We start from the raw sequence: 19,047 nt of genomic DNA on the forward strand, positions 1-19,047 counted from the left end.
GTCCGCCCTGTCGCGCCCGGCCGGTCAGATGGGGATCTCGACCTCGTCCTCCAACGGCGGCTCCTCCTCCTGCTGCAGGCAGCCCGTCGCGGCGAAGCAGCGCAGCCGGATCGTGTCCCCGACGACCGACAGGTGGAGGAAGCTCTTGAAGAAGGGCGGGGTGTCCCAGTCGGACAGCTCGGAGATGTACCGATGGAAGATCCGCCCCACCGGCAGGCGGAACGGCATGGGCCAGCCGCCGAGCAGCCGGGCCGCCCACTTCACCCGCGCGCCGATCGGCGCTCCCGGCGTGGGCCTGGGCGGGGTGTTGCCGATCCGCCGGGACATCAGGGCCAGGCCCTCCTCCGGCGTGATGTACAGCCTGGGCAGGCGCAGCCGCTTGCTGTAGAGCAGGCTGTAGAAGGACAGCGAGTCGCCGCGCAGGGGATAGCACTTGAAGTCGTCCTCGTGCACGCCGCCCGCGTCCACTCGGGGGATCGTGTGGGTGGCGTGCATGAACGCCCCGCCGCCCCCGGAGACCACGTACTGGATGAGCCGCCCGTCCACACGGACCGGGTAGCGCTGGTAGTTGTGCACGTCGCCGCCGATGGCCGCCACATAGTTGTGCGCCGGATCCCGGACCACGTCGTCCACCGTGCCGCCGCCCTCGATCTCGCACGGGTGGTAGGCGTTGTTGACGTAGATCGGCTTGCCGGTGATCAGGATCTTGGGCCGGGGGTCGGCGGAGACCCGGCGCAGCCACTCGCCCTGCTCCCGGTCGAGTGTGCCCTTGATGCCGGTGTCGATGCCGACGAGCAGCAGGCGGCCGGTGTCGATCACCCAGTACGGCCCGGGCAGCGCCGGGCCCGGGTTGGGCCGCATCTTCCTGGCCTCGGCGAGGGCGTCCTCGTCGATCGTCTCCGGCTTCCGCCACAGGAGCCCGCGCAGGCCGCCGGGCGATAACCGGAATCCCCGGCCCTCGGCGGACACAGGGTGGGCGTCGCAGAACACGCGCATGAAGCCGCCGAGCCCGTCATACCAGTCGTGGTTGCCGGGCACGGCGAAGATCGGGGCCGGATAGTCCTTGTAGGGCCGGAAGAACTTGTCGCCATACTCGTTGCCCGAGCCGGTCGGATAGATCACGTCGCTGGCGATGACGGCGAACGCGGTGTCCGCGCCGAGCTTGAGCAGCCCGGGCACCACCGCGTACTGCGAGGCGTCGCCCTCGCCGGTGTCGCCGAGCACCAGGAACGAGAACTCCTCCCCCAGGTCGAGCCGGACGCGGAAGTCCTCGTCCACGCCGCGGTCGCGCTGGGCCGCCACCCAGCGGCGGCGCACCCGCGGCGAGGGGTCGCCGAACAGCTGGGCGAGGACCTCGTTGCGGGAGCGCCACAGCGTCGCGGGGTTCAGCCAGCTGAAGGAGTTCCGGGTGGGGCGCAGCGCGTCGAACGTGCCGATCTGCGCGCAGTCCCAGCCCGCTCCGGCCTGCGACACCCGTGACGAGACCTGCTTCCCCCGCGCGGCGGCCGCGCCCATATCGACCATGGGAACAATCTTGGCAATTTCATGGGATCAGCACACCCGGGTTGAGGATCCCGGCGGGGTCGAGCCGTTCCTTGATCCCCCGCAGGATCTCGGCGCCCAGGTCGCCGATCTCCGCGGCGTACGCCTCCCGGTGGTCGCGGCCGACGCCGTGGTGGTGCGAGATCGTGCCGCCCGCCTGCACGATCGCCTCGTTCGCCGCGCGCTTGGCCGCCGCCCACTGCCCGAGCGGGTCGCCGGTCTGGGCGGTCACCACGGTGAAGTACAGCGAGGCCCCCGTGGCGTAGACGTGGGAGATGTGGCACATCACCAGCGGCGACCCGAGCCCGCCGAGCAGGGCCAGCCGTACGGCGTCGTACAGGCGCGGCAGGTTGGACCAGAAGCAGGCGGTCTCCAGCGTCTCCACCGTCGCCCCCGCAGCCAGCAGGGAGTCGCGCAGGTAGGGGGCGGAGAACCGGCCCTGCGCCCACTTCTCCCCCGGCTCGGGCCCGAGGTGCACGCCGCCCGCCTCGACCAGCACGGCGGCGGCCCGCTCCCGCCGGTGGGCCACGTCGCCCGGGGAGCCCTCGAAGCCCGCCACCAGCAGGCAGCCGGAGTCGCGCCCGGAAGCGCCGAGGTCGGTGGGCTTGGCCAGCCCGACCAGGGTCTCGGTCTCGTCCGACAGCCTCAGCACGGTGGGCGGCGGTCCCTCCTGCTGCGCGAGCCGCCGCATGGCGGCCGTGCCCGCCGTGAAGCTCTCGAACCGCCAGCCCTCGTACGCCCTGACGGCCGGGGCGCGGCGGACGCGCAGCCGCAGCGCGGTGATCACTCCGAAGGCGCCTTCGGAGCCCAGGAACACCTGGCGCAGGTCGGGCCCGGCGGCCGATCGGGGCGCGCGGCCGATCTCCAGGGTGCCCCGGGGCGTCGCCACGGTCATGCCGGCGACCATGTCGTCGAACCTGCCGTATCCGGCCGAGGCCTGCCCGCTGGACCTGGCCGCCGCGAAGCCGCCCAGCGTCGCGTACTCGTACGACTGGGGGAAGTGCCCGAGCGTCAGCCCGTGCGCGGCGAGGAGCTGCTCGGCCTGCGGCGCGCGCAGGCCCGGCTCCAGCTCGGCGATCATGGACACGGGGTCGACGGAGACGAGCCGGTTGAGCCTGGCGAGGTCGAGCGCGACCACGCCGGCGAAGCCCCGCCGGACCGCGACGAGGCCGCCGACCACCGAGGTGCCCCCGCCGAACGGCACCACGGCCACCCGATGCTCCGCGCACAGGCGGAGCACGGCGGCCACCTCGTCGTGCGAGCCGGGGAGCACGACGGCGTCGGGCGCGTCCGAGGCGTCACCCGCGCGCATGAGCAGCAGGTCGGGGGTGGACTTGCCCCGGGTGTGGCGGATTCGGGCGTCGTCGTCGGCCCGCACGTGCTCGTCGCCGACGATCGCGGCCAGCGCGGCCAGGACGGGCGGCGGCAGCACGACCGGCGGCAGCCGCACCTCGCCGAACGTCGCCGGCGGCGTGGCGGGCGCCCGGACGCCGAGGAGTCCCGCGAGCAGGTCGCGCACCGGCGCGGGCAGCTCGGCGGCCTTGGCGGGATCACCCCAGCCCGACCAGAGCATGGGTTCCGCCGCAGTGAGAGGGGTTTCCATAGCCGTCGCGCCTCCAGGTAGGTTACTAAAGAGTAATGCGCGAGTAGTGGAGGGGACATGAACTCCTCACTGAATGCGGCCAGGCGCCGGTGGGATCTCGACGAGGCACGTACGGACGTCGTCGACGTCCTCGTGGTCGGCCTGGGGGCGACGGGCGCCGGAGCCGCGCTCGACGCCGCCTCGCGGGGCCTGTCGGTGGCCGCCGTGGACGCCCACGACCTGGCGTTCGGCACGTCCCGGTGGAGCTCCAAGCTGATTCACGGCGGGCTGCGCTATCTGGCGAGCGGGCAGGTCGGCGTGGCGTGGGAGAGCGCGGTGGAGCGCGACGCCCTGCTGCGCTTCACCGCGCCCCATCTGGTCTCCGCCCACCCCTACCTGCTGCCGCTGACGCCGGCCGTCTCCCGGGGCCAGGCCGCGACCCTGATGGCCGGCTACCGCATGGGCGACGCGCTGCGGGCCGCCGCGCGCACGCCGCGGCACCTGCTGCCCGGCCCCACCCGGCTCGCCGCCCGGCGGACGCTCACGCTCGCCCCGCACCTGCGGGCGGAGGGCCTGCGCGGGGCGCTGCTGTCGTGGGACGGCCGGGTCGTGGACGACGCCCGGCTGGTCGTCGCACTGGCGCGTACGGCCGCCGCCCACGGCGCGCGGATCCTCACCCGCTGCCGGGCGCTGGCGCTCTCCGGGGACGGCGCCCGGGTGCGCGACGAGCTGACCGGCGAGGAGTTCGACATCCGGGCCCGCGCGGTGATCAACGCGACCGGCGTGTGGGCCGGAGAACTGACGCCGTCGGTGGCGCTGCGCCCCTCGCGGGGCACGCATCTTGTGCTGCGCCCGGGGGCCCTCGGCGAGCTGCGCGTGGGGCTGCACGTGCCGATCCCCGGCGAGCGCGCCCGTTTCGCGCTGGTGCTCCCCCAGGCCGACGGGCGGATCTACGCCGGGCTGACCGACGAGCCGCTCGACGGCCCGATCCCGGACGTCCCCGAGGCGCCCGAGAGCGACATCAAGTTCCTGCTCGACGTCGTCGGAACGGCGCTGGACCGCCCTCTGCGGCGCTCGGACGTCGCCGGCGCCTTCGCCGGGCTGCGGCCCCTGGTCGACACGGCGGACACGCCCGGCGGCCCTGCGGGCGCAAGCACCGCCGACCTGTCCCGCCGCCACGCCGTGCTGCGCTCGCCGGACGGCGTCGTGACGGTCGTGGGCGGAAAGCTCACCACCTACCGGCGAATGGCCGAGGACGCGGTCGACGCGGCCTGCCCCCACGCCCGCGCGAGCCGTACGGCGCGGCTGCCCCTCGTCGGCGCCGGACCGGTGCGGCCGGGCACCCCCGACCGGCTGGCCCGCAGGTACGGCTCGGAGGCCTGGGCGGTGCGCGACCTGATGCGCGAGGACCCGGACCTGGCCGAGCCGGTGGCGCTGGGGATCACCCGGGCCGAGCTGGTGTGGGCGGTGCGCCACGAGGGCGCCCTGGACGCCGCCGACCTGCTCGACCGGCGGACCAGGATCGGCCTGGTGGCCGAGGACCGTGCGGCGGCCCTCCCCGCCGCCGAGGCCGCCCTGGCCTACTCCTGAGTGCCTCCCCGGCCCTCGCCCCGCCGAAGCCCCCGGCCGCCCTGAACGCCACCCGGCCCTCGCCCCGCCGAAGCCCCCGACCGCCCTGAACGCCACCCGGCCCTCGCCCCGCCGAAGCCCCCGGGCCCGTTCCGAGCGCCACCCGCACGCGCTCGGGGACGAGCGTGCCGCCCCTGCGCCACGGGCCCCTTCCCGCACCCCCGCCGTTCCCGCCGCCCGGCCCCTGCCCGCCTCACACGTGCTCGGCTGCGCCGCCCAGATGGGCCGTATCACGACATTTGTGGATTTAACGGGGATTTACCGGCCCGCTCCTGCGACCGCCGACGTCATTGGTTAAGGTTAGTCTTACCTAAGAAACGCGAGAGAAGGACGGGACCGCATGGCCAACGGGTGCGAGCACCCCGCCGCCTGCCACACGGGGGAGGCGCCGATCCTCGCGAGCGCGACCAAGAAGGGCCGGTTCTGGCTGCTGATCGAGCACGCGGGGCCCTGGGCCGCGGAGCTGGAGGAGTGCCGCCTGCCCGACGAGGTCCACCGGCTGATCTCCCGCGCCAGAGCTCTTGACATCCGGCCGCAACTCATCCGCCGGCCCGGCCGCCGCGAGGCCCGTACGGGCCCCCTGCACGTCTACGTCGCCGCCTGCGCGGTGGACGATCCATGGCTCGCCGAGGCCTTCCTGGAGCGCCCCGACGATCTTGACCTGGGCGCTCTTGTGCACGGAGTGGTTCCGGAGTCCTGCATACTGGTTAACGAGCCGATGTACCTGGTGTGCACGCACGGTCGGCACAACGCGTGCTGTGCACGTCTCGGACTCCCGCTGGCGCGGTTCCTCGACGAGAACCTGCCCGGCGAAGTGTGGGAAACCACACATGTCGGCGGCGATCGATACGCCGCCAACCTCGTATGCTTGCCACACGGGCTTTACTACGGCAGCATGTCTCAGGCTGCTGCGATCGCGGCGGCAAACGCGTACCGGCACGGCGAGGTCGTCCTCGACCGTTTCCGGGGACGCGCGGGTATCCCTGAGCCACTGCAGGCCGCCGAGCACTTCGTCCGGGCGCATACCGGCGAGATCTCGGTCGGCGGGGTGGCCGTGGAATCCTCCCGGTCGGTTGACGACTCCACGATCTGCGTCGTGCGCTGCACGACGAAGCGTGGGACGTCGCGGTTTCGGGTCGTGGTCGAACCCACGGTGTTCACGGCACCGTGCGGATCGCTCTGCGCCGACGGAATCCCGACCTACAGGTTGGCCGAGCTGAGCGAGCTCACGCCGGCGTTGACCTGAGGGCTCCGCCCCGGAGCCGGGAACACCACGGCCTATCCCGGCGTTGGCACAAGGGATGCCACAAGCGTCCAATGCGGCACAAACACTGAAATACCTCTCACCAAAGGTGGTTTCTCATGTCTCAGGTACGTCGGCAGCTCGCCCGCCCGCGCCCCAGCTGGGGTTGGCAGGATGATGCCGCGTGCCGGGGAGAGGACCTGGTGCTGTTCTTCGGTCCTGACGGCGAGCGTCAGCCCGAGCGCGACATCCGGGAGCGCAAGGCCAAGGCCATCTGCGCTCAGTGTCCTGTGCGAGCGGAGTGCCTCGACTACGCGCTCTCCCGCCCGGAGAAGTACGGCACGTGGGGTGGCCTCAACGAGGACGAGCGCGCTTCCGAGCGCCGCCGTCGTATGCGCCGCGCCGCCAGCGCCGGGATCAGCGCTGTCGCCTGAGCATTTTCCCCTTCCCCGACACGCGTCACCGCTGGGCGCTTCGCGTCCCGTCCCCCGACCTGGGCGACGGCGCACGCGGAGCGCCCTTCAGGTGTCATCCGTTCCTCCTCGCCCCGCCTCGGCCAGCAGGCCCAGCACGTCGTCATCGGTGAGCTGGTCGAACCGCCGATACCACTGACCCACCGCGCGGAAGTTCTCCGGCGTGACCGGCACGACGATCGCGTCCGCCTCGCCGAGCATCGCCTCCACCGTCTCCGGCGCGGCGACCGGCACCGCCAGCGTCACCCGGCCCCGCCCCGCCTGGATCGCCCGTACGGCACGCAGCGCCGCTCGCGCCGTCCCACCGGTCGCCAGGCCGTCGTCCACGACGATCACGTCACGGCCGCGCAGGTCCGGCAGCGGCCGGTCTCCCCGGTAGGCCCGCACCCGCCTGGCCAGCTCGTGCCGCTCCCGCCGGGCCACCTCCGCCACGTCCTCCGGATCAAGGCCGAGCCGGTCGAGCATCTCGTAGTCGAGCACGAGCAGCCCGCCCTCCGCGATCGCGCCCACTCCGAGCTCGGGCCGGGCCGGATGCCCGATCTTCCGGGTCACCAGGACGTCGAGCGGGGCGCGCAGCCGCTCCGCGACCGGCACGGCCACCGCGACGCCGCCGCGCGGCAGGGCGAGCACCACCGGATCGCGCGGGCTCATGTCCCACAGGATCTCGGCGAGCAGCGCACCCGCCTCGGCGCGGTCGGCGTACGGCAGCCGCACCCGCATCGTCTTCACGTCCCGGTCATACCCGCCCGGAACGGGACACATCCGGGCCTATGGGCGGCTCATGCCCCGCATCTGCTTGTGGATGGTCTTCCATTTGCGGGTCTGCTCGGCGCGCAGCCGGGCGTCGGTGCGGCGGGCCATCCAGGCGGCCTCGCGCTGGAGCCGGTTCCAGCTCTCCAGCCGCCGTTCGGGCAGCTCGCCCGACTCGACCGCCGCGAGCACCGCGCAGCCCGGTTCCGCCTGGTGCCGGCAGTCGGAGAACCGGCAGCCCCCGGCCAGCTCCTCGATGTCGGAGAAGACCAGGTCGACGCCCTCGCTCATCTCGTACAGCCCGACCCGGCGGATGCCGGGCGTGTCGATGACGAGCCCGCCGCCGGGCAGCGGGATGAGCTGCCGGTGGACGGTGGTGTGCCTGCCCCGCCCGTCGGCGGCCCTGACCTGCTGGGTCTCCATGACCTCCGCGCCGGCGAGGGCGTTGACGAGCGTGGACTTGCCCGCACCCGACGGGCCGAGGACCACCGCGGTCCCCGAGGGGCCGAGGTGGGCGCGCACCAGGTCGACGCCGTCACCGGTGAGCGAGCAGACCGGATGGACGTCGACGCCCGGCGCCGCCGCCGCGACGTCGGCGAGGAGATCGTCCAGCCCCTGATCGAAAAGGTCGGCCTTTGTGACGAGCACGACCGGACGCGCGCCGCTCTCCCAGGCGAGCGCCACGAGACGCTCGATCCTTCCGAGATCGGCACCGTGCTTGCCCGGGGGGACGACCCCCCGTAGCCCCCCGGGAGGCGTAGCGTGCATGGACGGCTCGGCCACGAAGACCACGTCGACGTTGGCGGCCAGCACCTGGCCCTGGCCGTCGCCCGACAGGCCGCCGCGCGAGTCGCGGCTCACGCCGCCCCGGACGAAGGCCGTACGGCGGGGCAGCACCTCGGCCAGCTCGTAGCGGCCTCCATTGGACGAGGACAGATCGAGCCGGGCGAGCGCGACCCAGTCACCCACGCACGGAAGCTCCAGCGGATCGGCCGCCGCGGCCCTGCGTACGCGGGCGCCGAACCGCGCCTGATGGGTTCCGTCGGCGGCGATGACCTCGGCGGCGCCCCGGTCGACCCGCGCCACACGCGCGGGGACGGCTCCGCCTGGCAGGCCGGGAAGCTCCTCCGCGAGCCCGTCATGCCAGCCGAGAAGAGAAAGATCGTTGAACACTGCTGGTGAACACCCTTCGGGAAACCGGGTGTCCCAGCGAGAAGAGCTTAGGCGGGCACCCGGGAGTTGACGGACGGCATGGTCGTCAGGAAGACCCGCATAGTCCTCACCTCCCTGGTCCTGGCCGCACGGCTGCGGCGATGGGGGAACCCTAGCAGCGCCCCCGCGGCTTCACGCAACCGATTATTCCGTTTGATCCGTCCCCGGCCGGTGCGAAACAACGGCTCCCCACGGCCTCGTGAGGTCGCGGGGAGCCGTCGCTCGTCGATTCCGGCGATCAGGACAGGCCGGGCGCGGGGAACCGGCTCGTCAGCTCGGTGACCTCGCCGTGCACCCGTGCGATCACGTCCTCCGCGTCGCCCTTGGCGACGGCGGTGACGACCTCGTCCATCCACGCGGCGATCTGGCGCATCTCGGCCTCGCCCATCCCGCGGGAGGTGACCGACGGCGTGCCGATGCGGATGCCGGACGGGTCGAACGGCTTGCGCGGGTCGAAGGGCACGGTGTTGTAGTTGGTCTCCAGGCCCGCCCGGTCGAGGGCCTGCGCGGCCGGCTTGCCCCCGACGCCCTTGGACGTGAGGTCCATCAGGATCAGGTGGTTGTCGGTGCCGCCGGAGACCAGGTCGAACCCGCGGGCGAGCAGCTCGTCGGCGAGCGCCTTGGCGTTCTTCACGATCTGCGCGGCGTACGCCTTGAACTCCGGCAGGGCGGCCTCGTGCAGGGCGACCGCGATGGCGGCGGTGGTGTGGTTGTGCGGGCCGCCCTGAAGGCCGGGGAACACGGCCTTGTCGAGCGCCTTGGCGACCTCGTCGGTGTTCGTCATGAGCATCGCGCCGCGCGGGCCGCGCAGGGTCTTGTGGGTGGTCGTGGAGATCACGTCCGCGTGCCCGACCGGCGAGGGGTGGGCGCCGCCGGCGACGAGGCCCGCGATGTGGGCGATGTCGGCCGCGAGCACCGCGCCGACCTCCTTGGCGATCTCGGCGAACGCCGGGAAGTCGATCGTGCGCGGGATCGCGGTGCCGCCGCAGAAGATCAGCTTGGGCCGGTGCTCCAGCGCCAGCGCGCGCACCTCGTCCATGTCGATGCGGCCGGTGTCGCGGCGCACGCCGTAGCGGACCGAGTTGAACCACTTGCCGGTCGCGGACACCGACCAGCCGTGGGTGAGGTGGCCGCCGAACGGCAGGCCCATCCCGAGCACGGTGTCGCCCGGGTTCAGGAACGCCAGATAGACGGCGAGGTTGGCGGGCGAGCCCGAGTAGGGCTGGACGTTGGCGTGGCTCACGCCGAAGACCGACTTGGCCCGCTCGATCGCCAGCGTCTCGATCTGGTCGATGACCTGCTGGCCCTCGTAGTAACGCTTGCCCGGGTAGCCCTCGGAGTATTTGTTGGTGAGGACGGTTCCGGTCGCCTCCAGGACGGCCCTGGACACGTAGTTCTCTGACGCGATCAGCTTGACGGTGTCGGCCTGCCGCCGCTCCTCCGCCCTGATCAGCTCGGCGATCTCGGGATCGACGACGTTCAGCGAGTTCTCAGCCATTGCGCCTTCCTTCTCCACGTCGACGTCGGCGGCGACCCAGGCGCACGGCCTCCGCAGATTCGCTCCCCGGTGGTGCCCCACCTGCGCCCATCGGGCGCTCCAGCGCCAGTCGCGATGCCTATCAACCCTATCGGAGCGCGCCCCGTACGAGAGCCGTGCGCGGCGCACGATCCGGCCCGGGGCACGGCTGCCGAGACCGGGAGCACACCCGGCGACAGCCGCAGATCAGTCCTTGGCGGACCTGCGGTGATGGTGCTCGTGCCGGGGGGCGCCGCCCAGCGGCCAGAGCCGGTCCAGCTCCGCGTTCAGCGTCGCCCCGATGAGCACGGCGAGCGCGGTGATGTAGAGCCACAGCAGCACGGCGATCGGCGCCGCGAGCGAGCCGTAGATCGACAGCGGGGTGAACCAGGCGGCGAGCACCTCGCGCAGGAACGCGGCGCACACGATCCAGATCAGCAGCGCCAGCACGGCCCCCGGCACCTCGCGCCACCAGCGCGTGCGGTGCGGCACGCTCACGTGATAGAGCAGCGTGAGCATCAGCACCGAGCCGATCACGAGCACGGGCCAATAGAAGATCGTCACGAGCGCGGCATATCTGGGCAGGGCGTTGGACATCAGCGTGGGCCCGATGACCAGGATCGGCATCACGACCAGCCCGATCAGCAGCGCCGCGATATAGAGGCAGAACGACATGACCCGGGTGCGGATGATCCCCCGGGTCTCCCCCAGACCGTACGCGATGGATATCAGGTCCACGTAGACGAACAGGGCCCGCGAGCCCGACCACAGCGACAGCAGGAAGCCGACCGAGATCAGCGAGACCTGTCCGCCGCTCAGCACGTCGGCGAGCAGCGGTTTGACGACCCGCTGGACGGTGTTGTCAGTGAACAGCAGCTCGGACTGGTCCACGACCCAGCGCCTGATCTCGTCGATGGCGGCCGGGCCGAGCAGCCCGCTCAGGTGGCCCATGACACCCAGCAGCCCGAGCACGAACGGCGGCAGCGACAGCAGCGCGAAGAACGCCGCCTCGCCCGCGAGGCCGGTAACCCGGTAGTTGACGCCCGCCATCGTGGTCGCCCTGACCAGGGCCCAGACGTTCGTGTCACGCAGCCACGTGAGCCGCGCACGGGCGAGCGCCATGCCCTTGCGCGTAAGCCGCGGCCTGCGCGATGGCGCGTCCGTGGAGGTCATGGCACCCAACCGGTCATGAGAACTGGGCTCTACCCGCTGCCGCAGCGGTTAGTACGTGACCTGCGGGCGGATCGTCGCCGCCCAGAATAGGGGCCCCCACCCCCTGCTCGCGAGAACCCGGTCGTGCCGGAGGCGCGCCATGGGCATTCCCTCGTCGCACTCTGGTCGCTTCGCTCCCACGCGTTCCTCGGTCCAGACCGGCGACGTGCCCCTCCGGATCGCCCGGCCTGCAGCATGGCGTTCACAATGGAGACATGATCTGCAGAGCGTGCAGGGAGCGCCGGCACAAGGAGTGCCGCGGCGGGTCCTGGTGCGACTGCCAGCATCAGGAGCCGTCCAAGAAGGAGCACGAGGCCGAACCTCCGGTGAACTGGGTCCGCAAGGGCTGACCCGCGTTACATTGCCGTCACAATCCCGCATCCTGGACACGAACTTGGACATCCAGGATCTCAGAGGTATCGTTTGGGACATGCCAGCGGACCCGTTGCTCGTCGTGCGACGCCACGTCGATCTCCTGCGCGTCCGTAGCGCGATCTGTATCGACGCCGGCTGACCGTCGCCCCTCCGCTGATCCATCCGGGCGCTCGGCCAGGCGTCGTTTTCGTATGCCCTCACACTCGACGGCGAGGTGAGAGGCCGCCTGCGCCGGTGTCCGCCGAAACCCGATCTCAGACCGAGCCTCGGAGAAGGACGTGTGCCCATGAGCACCCCGGCCCGCCCGGCGAACCGCCACCACAAGCGCCCGCGCGGCGAAGGTCAGTGGGCTCTCGGTTACCGTGAGCCGCTGAACAAGAACGAGGAGAACAAGAAGGCCGATGACGGGCTGAACGTCCGCCAGCGGATCATCGACATCTACTCCAAGCGCGGCTTCGACTCCATCGACCCCGCCGACCTGCGCGGCCGGTTCCGCTGGTTCGGCCTCTACACCCAGCGCAAGCCCGGAATCGACGGCGGCAAGACGGCGATCCTGGAGCCCGAGGAGCTCGACGACCGCTACTTCATGCTGCGCGTCCGCATCGACGGCGGACAGCTCAGCCTGGAGCAGCTCCGGGTGATCGCCGACATCTCCAACGAGTACGCCAGGGGCACCGCCGACATCACCGACCGGCAGAACATCCAGCTCCACTGGATCGACATCGAGTCGGTGCCGGACATCTGGCAGCGGCTGGAGGCGGTCGGCCTGTCCACCACCGAGGCGTGCGGCGACACTCCCCGCGTCATCCTCGGCTGCCCGCTGGCCGGCATCGACGCCGGCGAGGTGATCGACGGCACCGCCCAGATCCGCGAGATCTACGACCGGTACATCGGCGACAAGGCGTTCTCCAACCTGCCGCGCAAGTTCAAGACGGCGGTCAGCGGCTGCACGGCCCACTGCACCGTCCACGAGATCAACGACGTGGCGTTCGTCGGCGTGGTGAACGAGCAGGGCGAGCACGGCTTCGACGTCTGGGTGGGCGGCGGTCTGTCGACCAACCCGATGTTCGCCAAGCGGCTCGGCGCGTTCGTCCGGCCCGAGCAGGTTCACGAGGTGTGGGCCGGGGTCGCCGGCATCTTCCGCGACTACGGCTACCGCCGCCTGCGTCACCGGGCGCGCATCAAGTTCCTCGTCAACGACTGGGGCGCGGAGAAGTTCCGCGAGGTCCTGGAGACCGAATACCTGAAGTACGCCCTGCCGGACGGCCCCGCTCCGGAGGCGCCGCGCGGCGGCCGGCGCGACCACGTCGGGGTGCACCCCCAGCGTGACGGCAACTTCTACGTCGGCTTCGCCCCCCGCGTGGGCCGGGTGGACGGCGACACGCTGCACCGCATCGCCGACATCGCCGAGCGGCACGGCTCCACCCGGGTCCGTACGACGGTCGAGCAGAAGATGGTCATCCTCGACGTCGCCCCCGACAAGGTGGAGTCGATCGTGGCGGAGCTGGAGGCCGCCGATCTCCAGGTGAACCCGTCCACGTTCCGCCGCCAGACGATGGCCTGCACCGGCATCGAATACTGCAAGCTCGCGATCGTCGAGACCAAGGCCACCGCGTCGGCCCTGATCGACGAGCTGGAGCGGCGCCTTCCGGACTTCGCCGAGCCGCTGACGATCAACGTCAACGGCTGCCCGAACTCCTGCGCCCGCATCCAGGTGGCCGACATCGGCCTCAAGGGCCAGCTTGTGGTCAACGACAAGGGCGAGCAGGTCGAAGGCTTCCAGGTGCACCTGGGCGGCTCGGTCGGTCTCAACCCGAGCTTCGGCCGCAAGGTCCGCGGTCTCAAGACCACCGCCGAGGATCTGCCCGACTACGTCGAGCGGGTCGTCCGCAACTACGAGAAGCAGAAGAACGCCGGCGAGACCTTCGCCCAGTGGGTCCAGCGCGCCGACGAAGCCGACCTCAAATGACAGCCGAGGGCGCGGTGGCGTCTGAACTGAGGAGCGAACGCGTGCGAGGTACGAGCACGCGTGAGCGACGACGGAAGACGTCACCTGGAACGCGCTCAAGGCCAGCGAGCGGAGCAAACCGATGAGCACCGAGCGCGCCGCGCCCTTCTACTGCCCGTACTGCGGCGAGGAGGACCTGGAGCCCTATGTGACCGAGGAAGAAAGCCACGGTTGGTACTGCAGGTCCTGCGCCCGCGCCTTCCGGGTGAAATTCCTCGGCCTCGGCGTGCGTTCGTAATCCCCAGAGGCTTTTCATCCCATCACCCGATGAATGAACCAATGAACGACGTGTGAGGAGTAACGATGTCGGTGGCGGAGATAGAGGCAGGACTGGAGCGGCAGCGGGTGACGCTGGATCTCCAGGGCATTGTGGAGTCCGCGGCGCGCTTCCTTGAGGACGCGCCCGCCCGGGAGATCATCCGTTGGGCCGCGGCCACCTTCGGCGACCGCCTCTGTCTCACCTCGTCGATGAGCGACGCCCTGCTGATCGACCTGGTCAGCAGGGTCAAGCCCGGCGTCGACGTGTTGTTCATCGACACGGGTTACCACTTCGCCGAGACCATCGGCACCCGTGACGCGGTCGAGGCGGTCTACCAGGTCAACGTGATCAACGTGAAGCCGTCCAGGACCGTCGAGGAACAGGACCGCGACCTGGGGCCGCGCCTGTACGGGCGCAACCCCGACCTGTGCTGCTACCTGCGCAAGGTCGAGCCGCTCAACCGGGCGCTCGAGCCGTACCTCGCCTGGGTGTCGGGCATCCGCCGCGACGAGTCGCCCACCAGGGCGAACACCAAGGTCGTGGAGTGGGACGCCAAGCGGCAGATGGTGAAGATCAACCCCATCGCCCGGTGGACCCAGGAGGACGTCGACAACTACATCGCCGACAACGGCGTCCTGATCAACCCGCTGCACTACGACGACTATCCCTCGATCGGCTGCGCCCCCTGCACCCGGCGGGTGGCGCCGGGCGAGGACCCGCGCAGCGGCCGCTGGGCCGGCCTCGGCAAGATCGAGTGCGGCATCCACCTGTGACGACCGTCGCGCACACAGGCGCACCGCTGATCGCGGTGGCGCACGGGTCCCGCGACCCGCGCGCCGCCGCGACCGTGGAGGCGCTCCTCGACGGCGTACGGCAGGCTCGGCCCGGCCTGGACGTCCGCGCCGCCTATCTCGACCACGCCACGCCGTCGCTGCCACAGGCGTTGTCGGGGCTGGACGAGGCCGTCGTGCTCCCCCTGCTGCTCACCGCCGCCTACCACAGCCGGGTGGACATCCCGGCGGCGCTGCGGGAGGCCGCCGGCCGTACGCCGCTGCTGCGGGCCGTCTGCGGCCCCACCCTCGGCCCCCACCCGCTGCTCGTACGCGCACTCGAACGCCGCCTCGCCGAGGCCGGCGTGGAGATCGGCGACCCGGACACCGCGGTGGTGCTCGTCTCGGCCGGCTCCAGCGACCGCCGGGCGAACGCGACGATCGCCGCCGTCGCCCGCGAGTGGGCGCGCACCCGCCCCTGGTGGTCGGTCAGCGCCGCCTACGCCTCGGCCGCCGCGCCCACCCCTCGGGACGAGGTCGTACGGCTGACGCGCGCGGGCGCCCCGAAGGTCGTGGTGGCGCCCTACCTGCTGGCTCCCGGCTACTTCGCCGACATGGTGGAGCGCGACACCCTGGAGGCCGGGGCACACGCCGTGGCCGCCGTCCTCGGGCCCGCTCCCGAACTGGTCACGCTCCTGCTCGAACGCCACGCCCAGGCCGTACGCGCCGCCTCCGCGGCCGCCTGACGGAACGCCCCAGGCTAGGCGAAAAGGTCGTCGGCCGAGGTGACGGTGGCGGCCCTGCGGACCCAGATGCCGAGCTGGCTCAGGTCCTCACACCCGCGGATCCGCTCACGCGCTTCGTCGGAGATCTCCAGACCACGGGCGTCGAGCACCGCCAGAATCGAGTTGATCTCGCCCTCCGCGCGGCCTTCCTCACGGCCCTCCTCACGGCCTTTGTCGACCCAGTGGGAGAAGTACTTCTCGCCGAGGTAGTCGAAGTCCTGAATGGTGCTCACCATCTCCTCCAGACGCTTAGCGGTTACTTCCGGTAGCGAGCCGAACACGTGGTTCAAATATAATCTGACCCGATCCTCATCCAGGGCCTCCAGCCCTGCCAGCATCGCCTCCAGCACCTGCTCGCTCTCGGCCTCGTCGGAGTGCGCCACGGCCGACAGCACCGCGAGTTCGGGGCAGGCGCGGGCCTGCTCGGGGTCGGTGATCAGGGGCATGCGGCCGGGGTGGATCGGCAGCGGGACGATGACGCCGTTCGGGCCCAGCCGGATCGCCTTCTCACACCAGCGGGCCATCGACCGGTCCGGGCAGATGACCAGCAGCGCGGCGTCGCACTTGTGCTGCGATCGCAACGTCGTGACGTAGACCGGCCAGCTGAACCTCTTGGCGGCGTCCCGTCCGAGCTGCACCTCCACGATCACGGCCAGGAGCGCCGTTCCGTTCTTGTCCCGCACGACCACCACCGAGTCGGCTCGGTGCTCGATCGGTCCCGGCTGGGTGCAGTCGGCCGCCTCGACGCGAGCGGCGGCAAAGGGCGGCACCCGCATCCCGGTGACGCAGCGGAGCAGCTCAAGTGCGGTCTCCGGCCGGTTGCGGATGAGCTCGATCGGCATTTCGTGATCAATACCAGGCATGGCCGAGATATTACGTACGGCAGTCGTTCAATTACACAGAGTTCGCAAAAATGGCGGCGATTGTCGGCTATTAGATCTCGACGGAGTTTCCCGGTTCGCGTCAGGACGTGCTCGTTCAGTGTTGTGACCGGCAGTGTTCACGGGGTTAACCGGTGGACCGAGTCTTCGCGGGGCTTGTAGGTTCCCGGCGTGACCGATGACGGCAGGACCTTGATCCGAATCGCGGAGGAAGCGGACGCTGCTGTGATCGCGCGGATCCACATGACCTCCCGGTCGGCGACCATGCCCTACCTCCCTCCGCAGAAGCGCAGTCACGAGCAGGTGACCGGGTGGGTCCAGGACGTCGTGCTCAAACGGTGTCGCACGTGGGTCGCCGTGCGTGACGCGGAGATCATCGGCTATGCGGCCCTCGACGGCGACATGCTCGAAGACCTCTATCTGCGCCCGGACGTCCGCCGGCAGGGAGTCGGCACGCTGCTGCTCGACGAGGTCAGGCGGCACAGCCCCGACGGGGTGTCGTTGCACGTCTTCCAGCAGAACACCGATGCCCGCGCGTTCTACGAGAGCCACGGTTTCACCGTCCTCGACACCAGCGACGGTGATCGCAACATGGAGAACCTGCCCGACATGACGCTTCGCTGGACGCCCGACAGCAGCCGGTGATCCGCACCGGCCAGACGTGGCTCACAGCGCGGCTGAGAGCACTAACCCTGCGGGGATGGGGGCTCCTCGCCGGGCTGGTCGCACGCCGACGACAGGATCTCCCGCCCGTCCGGCCTGCGGATGACGATGTCTCCTTGGCAGACGCTGGGCGAGCCCGCGCCGACGACGGCGAACGCCTCCCGGATCGTCACCCTGGCGTCGGTGCGGTATTCGCCGGTCTCGCCGACGATGCGCGCGGCGTCGTCCGCATCGACCGCACCATGACCGTCCACCACGCTGCCCGGCGGAATCACCGCCACATGGAACTCGTCGCGTCCTGACGGCACCCGCCCATCCTGATCGGTCCAGGAGCGCAGGTGGTCGACGTGGTCGTCCTGGATTCCACAGGGTCCCTGATCGACCAGCACCCCCTCGTGCCAGACGAACGCGTAGGACGGCGTGCGGCACTCGACCTGGATGTTCACCGAATCAGCCTGGACGGCGACCCTGAACGGCACCTTGCGCCCGCCAGCCGTGATCTCCTCGTCCAGGAGCACCCGGTCGCTCGTCAGGTAGGTCACATCCTGGGTCGGCGAAGGGCCGGCCGCGGTGGCGGCGTCGGGGGCGTCGGCCGGCGAGATCGTCATCGTACGCGGTGAGGTCGCCACCATCACCACAGTGGCCAGTCCGGCGGCCACCGCCGCCCCCGCGACGCCGCGACGGCGCCGGATGCGCCGCACCCTCCGGTCGACGTCGGCCAGGGTGACGCCCGCGCCTCCCCCCGTGGACGCATCTCGGGCGAGCAGGTCACGCAGGTCGTTATCGGTCATCGTCATGTCAGCCCTCCAGGCTCATCGCGGAGCGGGCGGCGGAATCGACACGCAGCCTGGCCAGCGCCCTGCTCGCCTGACTTCGAACGGTGGCGGCCGAGCAGCCCAGGATTTCCGCGATCTGGGCGTCGCCCAGATCGGCGAAGTAACGCAGCACGATCACGGCGCGCTGTTTCGGCGGCAGGCAGGTGAGGGCCTGCCGTACGGCGTCGCGGGAGCCGAGCAGGTCGGCCGGGTCGCCGACGGCCGGTTCCGGCAGCACGTCGACCGGCTGCTCGCCGCGCCAGCGTCGGCGCCACCAGGAGGCGTGGGTGTTGGTCAGGATGCGGTAGACGTACGGGTCGGGGTTCTCGCCGACCCTGCGCCAGGCCAGCCACGCTTTGGCCAGCGCCGTCTGGAGCAGGTCCTCGGCGGTGGCCCAGTCACGGCAGAGCAGGTAGGCCGTCCGCAGCAGTCGCTCCGAGCGCTGCTCGACATAGCGCTCGAAGTCGGCCCGGTCGCGCATGTGCGGCCCCCAGGTTCTCGGTGATCCCTTGGTGAACGGTCACCGATGACTACGCCCTGGGAACGTCCCGATGTTGCCTCGGGGGGCCATCCGGCCGGCGCGGGCCGGAAAGTCGGCTCGATCAGTGCAGGCCGCGGTGGCGGCGTCGGTGGTGGTGGTGGATCTCGTATCCGCTGAAGCCCGGGCGCTGGCGGCGTTCCTGCCACCACTCGCTCCAGGCGAACCAGCCGCGCTTGACCGGCGCGGCGTGCGAGTCGCCGATGATCTTCACGTCGCCCATCAGCACGTACGCCGTGACCCTGACGACGGGGGCGGACCGGCCTCGGGGCGCCTCGATCACCTGGACCTTCTTGTCCCCCATGATCGTGATTCCGGAGAGCTCGACGTCGACGCCGTCCGGCACGATGATCCTGATGTCGCCCATCACGCACGCGGCGACGATGTCCACCTCACGCCCACGCACCTCGGCCTGACGCAGGTCGAGGACCACGTCGCCCATGACGGAGACCGCGCCGATGCCGTCGTCGATCCGCCATGTGCCGGTCCTCTTGGCGTCGCCCAGCACCGCGACGATCCACTTGCGCGTCCTGCCCTGCGGGGCGGCCGGTACGGCGGGCCGGGGCCCGGGAACGCCTCCCGGCAGGTCGGCGGTGATCTGGGCGAGCTCTCCGTGGGTCTGCGCCAGATAGGCGGCCTCGGTCCGCTCGGTCAGCTCCGCGAGGGTCAGCCGTCCCTCGGCGGAGGCCACGCGCAGCTGCTCCACCACGGCCTCGCGTTCGGCGTCGGATGCCCGCATACCACCCGGATCGTTCACGCCCTTCACCGTATCCCGGGCCGGTCCCGCTCGCCCT

19 protein-coding genes and 1 riboswitch are annotated in these 19,047 nt (G+C 71.2%); of the genes, 9 read left to right on the forward strand and 10 right to left on the reverse strand.

Annotated elements, in window-relative coordinates:
* Positions 1-24: 24 nt before the first annotated feature.
* Positions 25-1,524 (reverse strand): metallophosphoesterase, encoded by a 1,500-nt coding sequence (locus tag HCK04_RS03630; RefSeq protein WP_142645435.1) that lies wholly within the window; start codon positions 1,522-1,524, stop codon positions 25-27.
* A gap of 19 nt (positions 1,525-1,543) precedes the next feature.
* Entirely contained in the window at positions 1,544-3,145 is a 1,602-nt protein-coding gene (locus HCK04_RS03635; protein WP_240970908.1) for an FAD-binding oxidoreductase, read from the reverse strand.
* A 57-nt stretch (positions 3,146-3,202) separates the two neighbouring features.
* Here HCK04_RS03635 and HCK04_RS03640 point away from each other — a divergent pair, with 57 nt between their 5' ends.
* The 3 genes from HCK04_RS03640 (at position 3,203) to HCK04_RS03650 (ending at position 6,430) form a co-directional block, all read left to right on the forward strand.
* Positions 3,203-4,714 (forward strand): glycerol-3-phosphate dehydrogenase/oxidase, encoded by a 1,512-nt coding sequence (locus tag HCK04_RS03640; RefSeq protein ID WP_142645436.1) that lies wholly within the window; start codon positions 3,203-3,205, stop codon positions 4,712-4,714.
* 379 nt (positions 4,715-5,093) lie between these two features.
* The gene (locus HCK04_RS03645) at positions 5,094-5,999 is read left to right on the forward strand and encodes a sucrase ferredoxin (RefSeq protein ID WP_142645437.1); all 906 of its coding nucleotides are present in this window, start codon (positions 5,094-5,096) and stop codon (positions 5,997-5,999) included.
* Between the two features lie 116 nt (positions 6,000-6,115).
* Positions 6,116-6,430 carry a WhiB family transcriptional regulator gene (locus tag HCK04_RS03650; RefSeq protein ID WP_076434697.1) on the forward strand — a complete coding sequence of 105 codons (315 nt, stop codon included), beginning with the start codon at positions 6,116-6,118 and terminating at the stop codon, positions 6,428-6,430.
* An 87-nt stretch (positions 6,431-6,517) separates the two neighbouring features.
* Here HCK04_RS03650 and HCK04_RS03655 read toward each other — a convergent pair whose 3' ends face one another.
* The 4 genes from HCK04_RS03655 to HCK04_RS03670 all read right to left on the reverse strand — a co-directional run bounded on the left by HCK04_RS03655 (position 6,518) and on the right by HCK04_RS03670 (position 11,069).
* On the reverse strand, positions 6,518-7,189 hold the full coding sequence (locus HCK04_RS03655; protein ID WP_240970979.1) for a phosphoribosyltransferase family protein: 672 nt from the start codon (positions 7,187-7,189) through the stop codon (positions 6,518-6,520).
* A 48-nt stretch (positions 7,190-7,237) separates the two neighbouring features.
* Positions 7,238-8,392 (reverse strand): ribosome small subunit-dependent GTPase A, encoded by a 1,155-nt coding sequence (gene rsgA / locus HCK04_RS03660; RefSeq protein ID WP_142645439.1) that lies wholly within the window; start codon positions 8,390-8,392, stop codon positions 7,238-7,240.
* Between the two features lie 277 nt (positions 8,393-8,669).
* Positions 8,670-9,929, reverse strand: coding sequence for a serine hydroxymethyltransferase (glyA, locus tag HCK04_RS03665; RefSeq protein ID WP_142645440.1), 1,260 nt, complete (start codon positions 9,927-9,929; stop codon positions 8,670-8,672).
* A 27-nt stretch (positions 9,930-9,956) separates the two neighbouring features.
* Positions 9,957-10,052, reverse strand: a riboswitch (ZMP/ZTP riboswitch).
* Positions 10,053-10,154: 102 nt separating this feature from the next.
* A complete protein-coding gene (locus HCK04_RS03670) occupies positions 10,155-11,069 on the reverse strand; it encodes a YihY/virulence factor BrkB family protein (RefSeq protein WP_168065618.1) in 915 nt (304 codons plus the stop codon).
* 305 nt (positions 11,070-11,374) lie between these two features.
* Between HCK04_RS03670 and HCK04_RS43360 the strand changes: the two genes are divergently transcribed.
* The 5 genes from HCK04_RS43360 to HCK04_RS03690 all read left to right on the forward strand — a co-directional run bounded on the left by HCK04_RS43360 (position 11,375) and on the right by HCK04_RS03690 (position 15,317).
* Positions 11,375-11,509 carry a hypothetical protein gene (locus HCK04_RS43360; RefSeq protein WP_260617085.1) on the forward strand — a complete coding sequence of 45 codons (135 nt, stop codon included), beginning with the start codon at positions 11,375-11,377 and terminating at the stop codon, positions 11,507-11,509.
* 311 nt (positions 11,510-11,820) lie between these two features.
* Positions 11,821-13,503 (forward strand): nitrite/sulfite reductase, encoded by a 1,683-nt coding sequence (locus HCK04_RS03675; protein WP_142645442.1) that lies wholly within the window; start codon positions 11,821-11,823, stop codon positions 13,501-13,503.
* A 121-nt stretch (positions 13,504-13,624) separates the two neighbouring features.
* The gene (locus tag HCK04_RS03680; protein WP_142563833.1) at positions 13,625-13,780 is read left to right on the forward strand and encodes an Insertion element protein; all 156 of its coding nucleotides are present in this window, start codon (positions 13,625-13,627) and stop codon (positions 13,778-13,780) included.
* 65 nt (positions 13,781-13,845) lie between these two features.
* Entirely contained in the window at positions 13,846-14,574 is a 729-nt protein-coding gene (locus HCK04_RS03685) for a phosphoadenylyl-sulfate reductase (RefSeq protein WP_079314141.1), read from the forward strand.
* Positions 14,571-15,317 (forward strand): sirohydrochlorin chelatase, encoded by a 747-nt coding sequence (locus HCK04_RS03690; RefSeq protein WP_260617087.1) that lies wholly within the window; start codon positions 14,571-14,573, stop codon positions 15,315-15,317. Before HCK04_RS03685 ends, HCK04_RS03690 begins: the two co-directional genes overlap by 4 nt.
* A gap of 14 nt (positions 15,318-15,331) precedes the next feature.
* Here the strand turns inward: HCK04_RS03690 and HCK04_RS03695 are convergent, their stop codons facing one another.
* Positions 15,332-16,198, reverse strand: coding sequence for a hypothetical protein (locus tag HCK04_RS03695; protein ID WP_142645443.1), 867 nt, complete (start codon positions 16,196-16,198; stop codon positions 15,332-15,334).
* Between the two features lie 210 nt (positions 16,199-16,408).
* On the opposite strand from HCK04_RS03695, the gene HCK04_RS03700 reads away from it, so the two are divergent.
* A complete protein-coding gene (locus HCK04_RS03700) occupies positions 16,409-16,882 on the forward strand; it encodes a GNAT family N-acetyltransferase (protein WP_142645444.1) in 474 nt (157 codons plus the stop codon).
* A 41-nt stretch (positions 16,883-16,923) separates the two neighbouring features.
* Here HCK04_RS03700 and HCK04_RS03705 read toward each other — a convergent pair whose 3' ends face one another.
* The 3 genes from HCK04_RS03705 to HCK04_RS03715 form a co-directional block, all read right to left on the reverse strand.
* On the reverse strand, positions 16,924-17,697 hold the full coding sequence (locus HCK04_RS03705) for a hypothetical protein (protein ID WP_142645445.1): 774 nt from the start codon (positions 17,695-17,697) through the stop codon (positions 16,924-16,926).
* Position 17,698: 1 nt separating this feature from the next.
* On the reverse strand, positions 17,699-18,196 hold the full coding sequence (locus tag HCK04_RS03710) for a SigE family RNA polymerase sigma factor (protein ID WP_142645446.1): 498 nt from the start codon (positions 18,194-18,196) through the stop codon (positions 17,699-17,701).
* A gap of 121 nt (positions 18,197-18,317) precedes the next feature.
* A complete protein-coding gene (locus tag HCK04_RS03715; RefSeq protein WP_142645447.1) occupies positions 18,318-19,010 on the reverse strand; it encodes a DUF1707 domain-containing protein in 693 nt (230 codons plus the stop codon).
* Positions 19,011-19,047: the final 37 nt, after the last annotated feature.

This window comes from Microbispora sp. CL1-1, from assembly GCF_012034195.1.
GTDB lineage: Bacteria > Actinomycetota > Actinomycetes > Streptosporangiales > Streptosporangiaceae > Microbispora.

Coding starts and splice junctions, on each gene's coding strand:
- HCK04_RS03630 (WP_142645435.1), bottom strand. CDS start 1,524: ATGGTCGATATGGGCGCGGCCGCCGCGCGGGGGAAGCAGGTCTCGTCA.
- HCK04_RS03705 (WP_142645445.1), bottom strand. CDS start 17,697: ATGACGATGACCGATAACGACCTGCGTGACCTGCTCGCCCGAGATGCG.
- glyA (WP_142645440.1), bottom strand. CDS start 9,929: ATGGCTGAGAACTCGCTGAACGTCGTCGATCCCGAGATCGCCGAGCTG.
- HCK04_RS43360 (WP_260617085.1), top strand. CDS start 11,375: ATGATCTGCAGAGCGTGCAGGGAGCGCCGGCACAAGGAGTGCCGCGGC.
- HCK04_RS03710 (WP_142645446.1), bottom strand. CDS start 18,196: ATGCGCGACCGGGCCGACTTCGAGCGCTATGTCGAGCAGCGCTCGGAG.
- HCK04_RS03650 (WP_076434697.1), top strand. CDS start 6,116: ATGTCTCAGGTACGTCGGCAGCTCGCCCGCCCGCGCCCCAGCTGGGGT.
- HCK04_RS03680 (WP_142563833.1), top strand. CDS start 13,625: ATGAGCACCGAGCGCGCCGCGCCCTTCTACTGCCCGTACTGCGGCGAG.
- HCK04_RS03670 (WP_168065618.1), bottom strand. CDS start 11,069: ATGGCGCTCGCCCGTGCGCGGCTCACGTGGCTGCGTGACACGAACGTC.
- HCK04_RS03640 (WP_142645436.1), top strand. CDS start 3,203: ATGAACTCCTCACTGAATGCGGCCAGGCGCCGGTGGGATCTCGACGAG.
- HCK04_RS03685 (WP_079314141.1), top strand. CDS start 13,846: ATGTCGGTGGCGGAGATAGAGGCAGGACTGGAGCGGCAGCGGGTGACG.
- HCK04_RS03695 (WP_142645443.1), bottom strand. CDS start 16,198: ATGCCGATCGAGCTCATCCGCAACCGGCCGGAGACCGCACTTGAGCTG.
- HCK04_RS03655 (WP_240970979.1), bottom strand. CDS start 7,189: ATGCGGGTGCGGCTGCCGTACGCCGACCGCGCCGAGGCGGGTGCGCTG.
- HCK04_RS03635 (WP_240970908.1), bottom strand. CDS start 3,145: ATGGAAACCCCTCTCACTGCGGCGGAACCCATGCTCTGGTCGGGCTGG.
- HCK04_RS03645 (WP_142645437.1), top strand. CDS start 5,094: ATGGCCAACGGGTGCGAGCACCCCGCCGCCTGCCACACGGGGGAGGCG.
- HCK04_RS03675 (WP_142645442.1), top strand. CDS start 11,821: ATGAGCACCCCGGCCCGCCCGGCGAACCGCCACCACAAGCGCCCGCGC.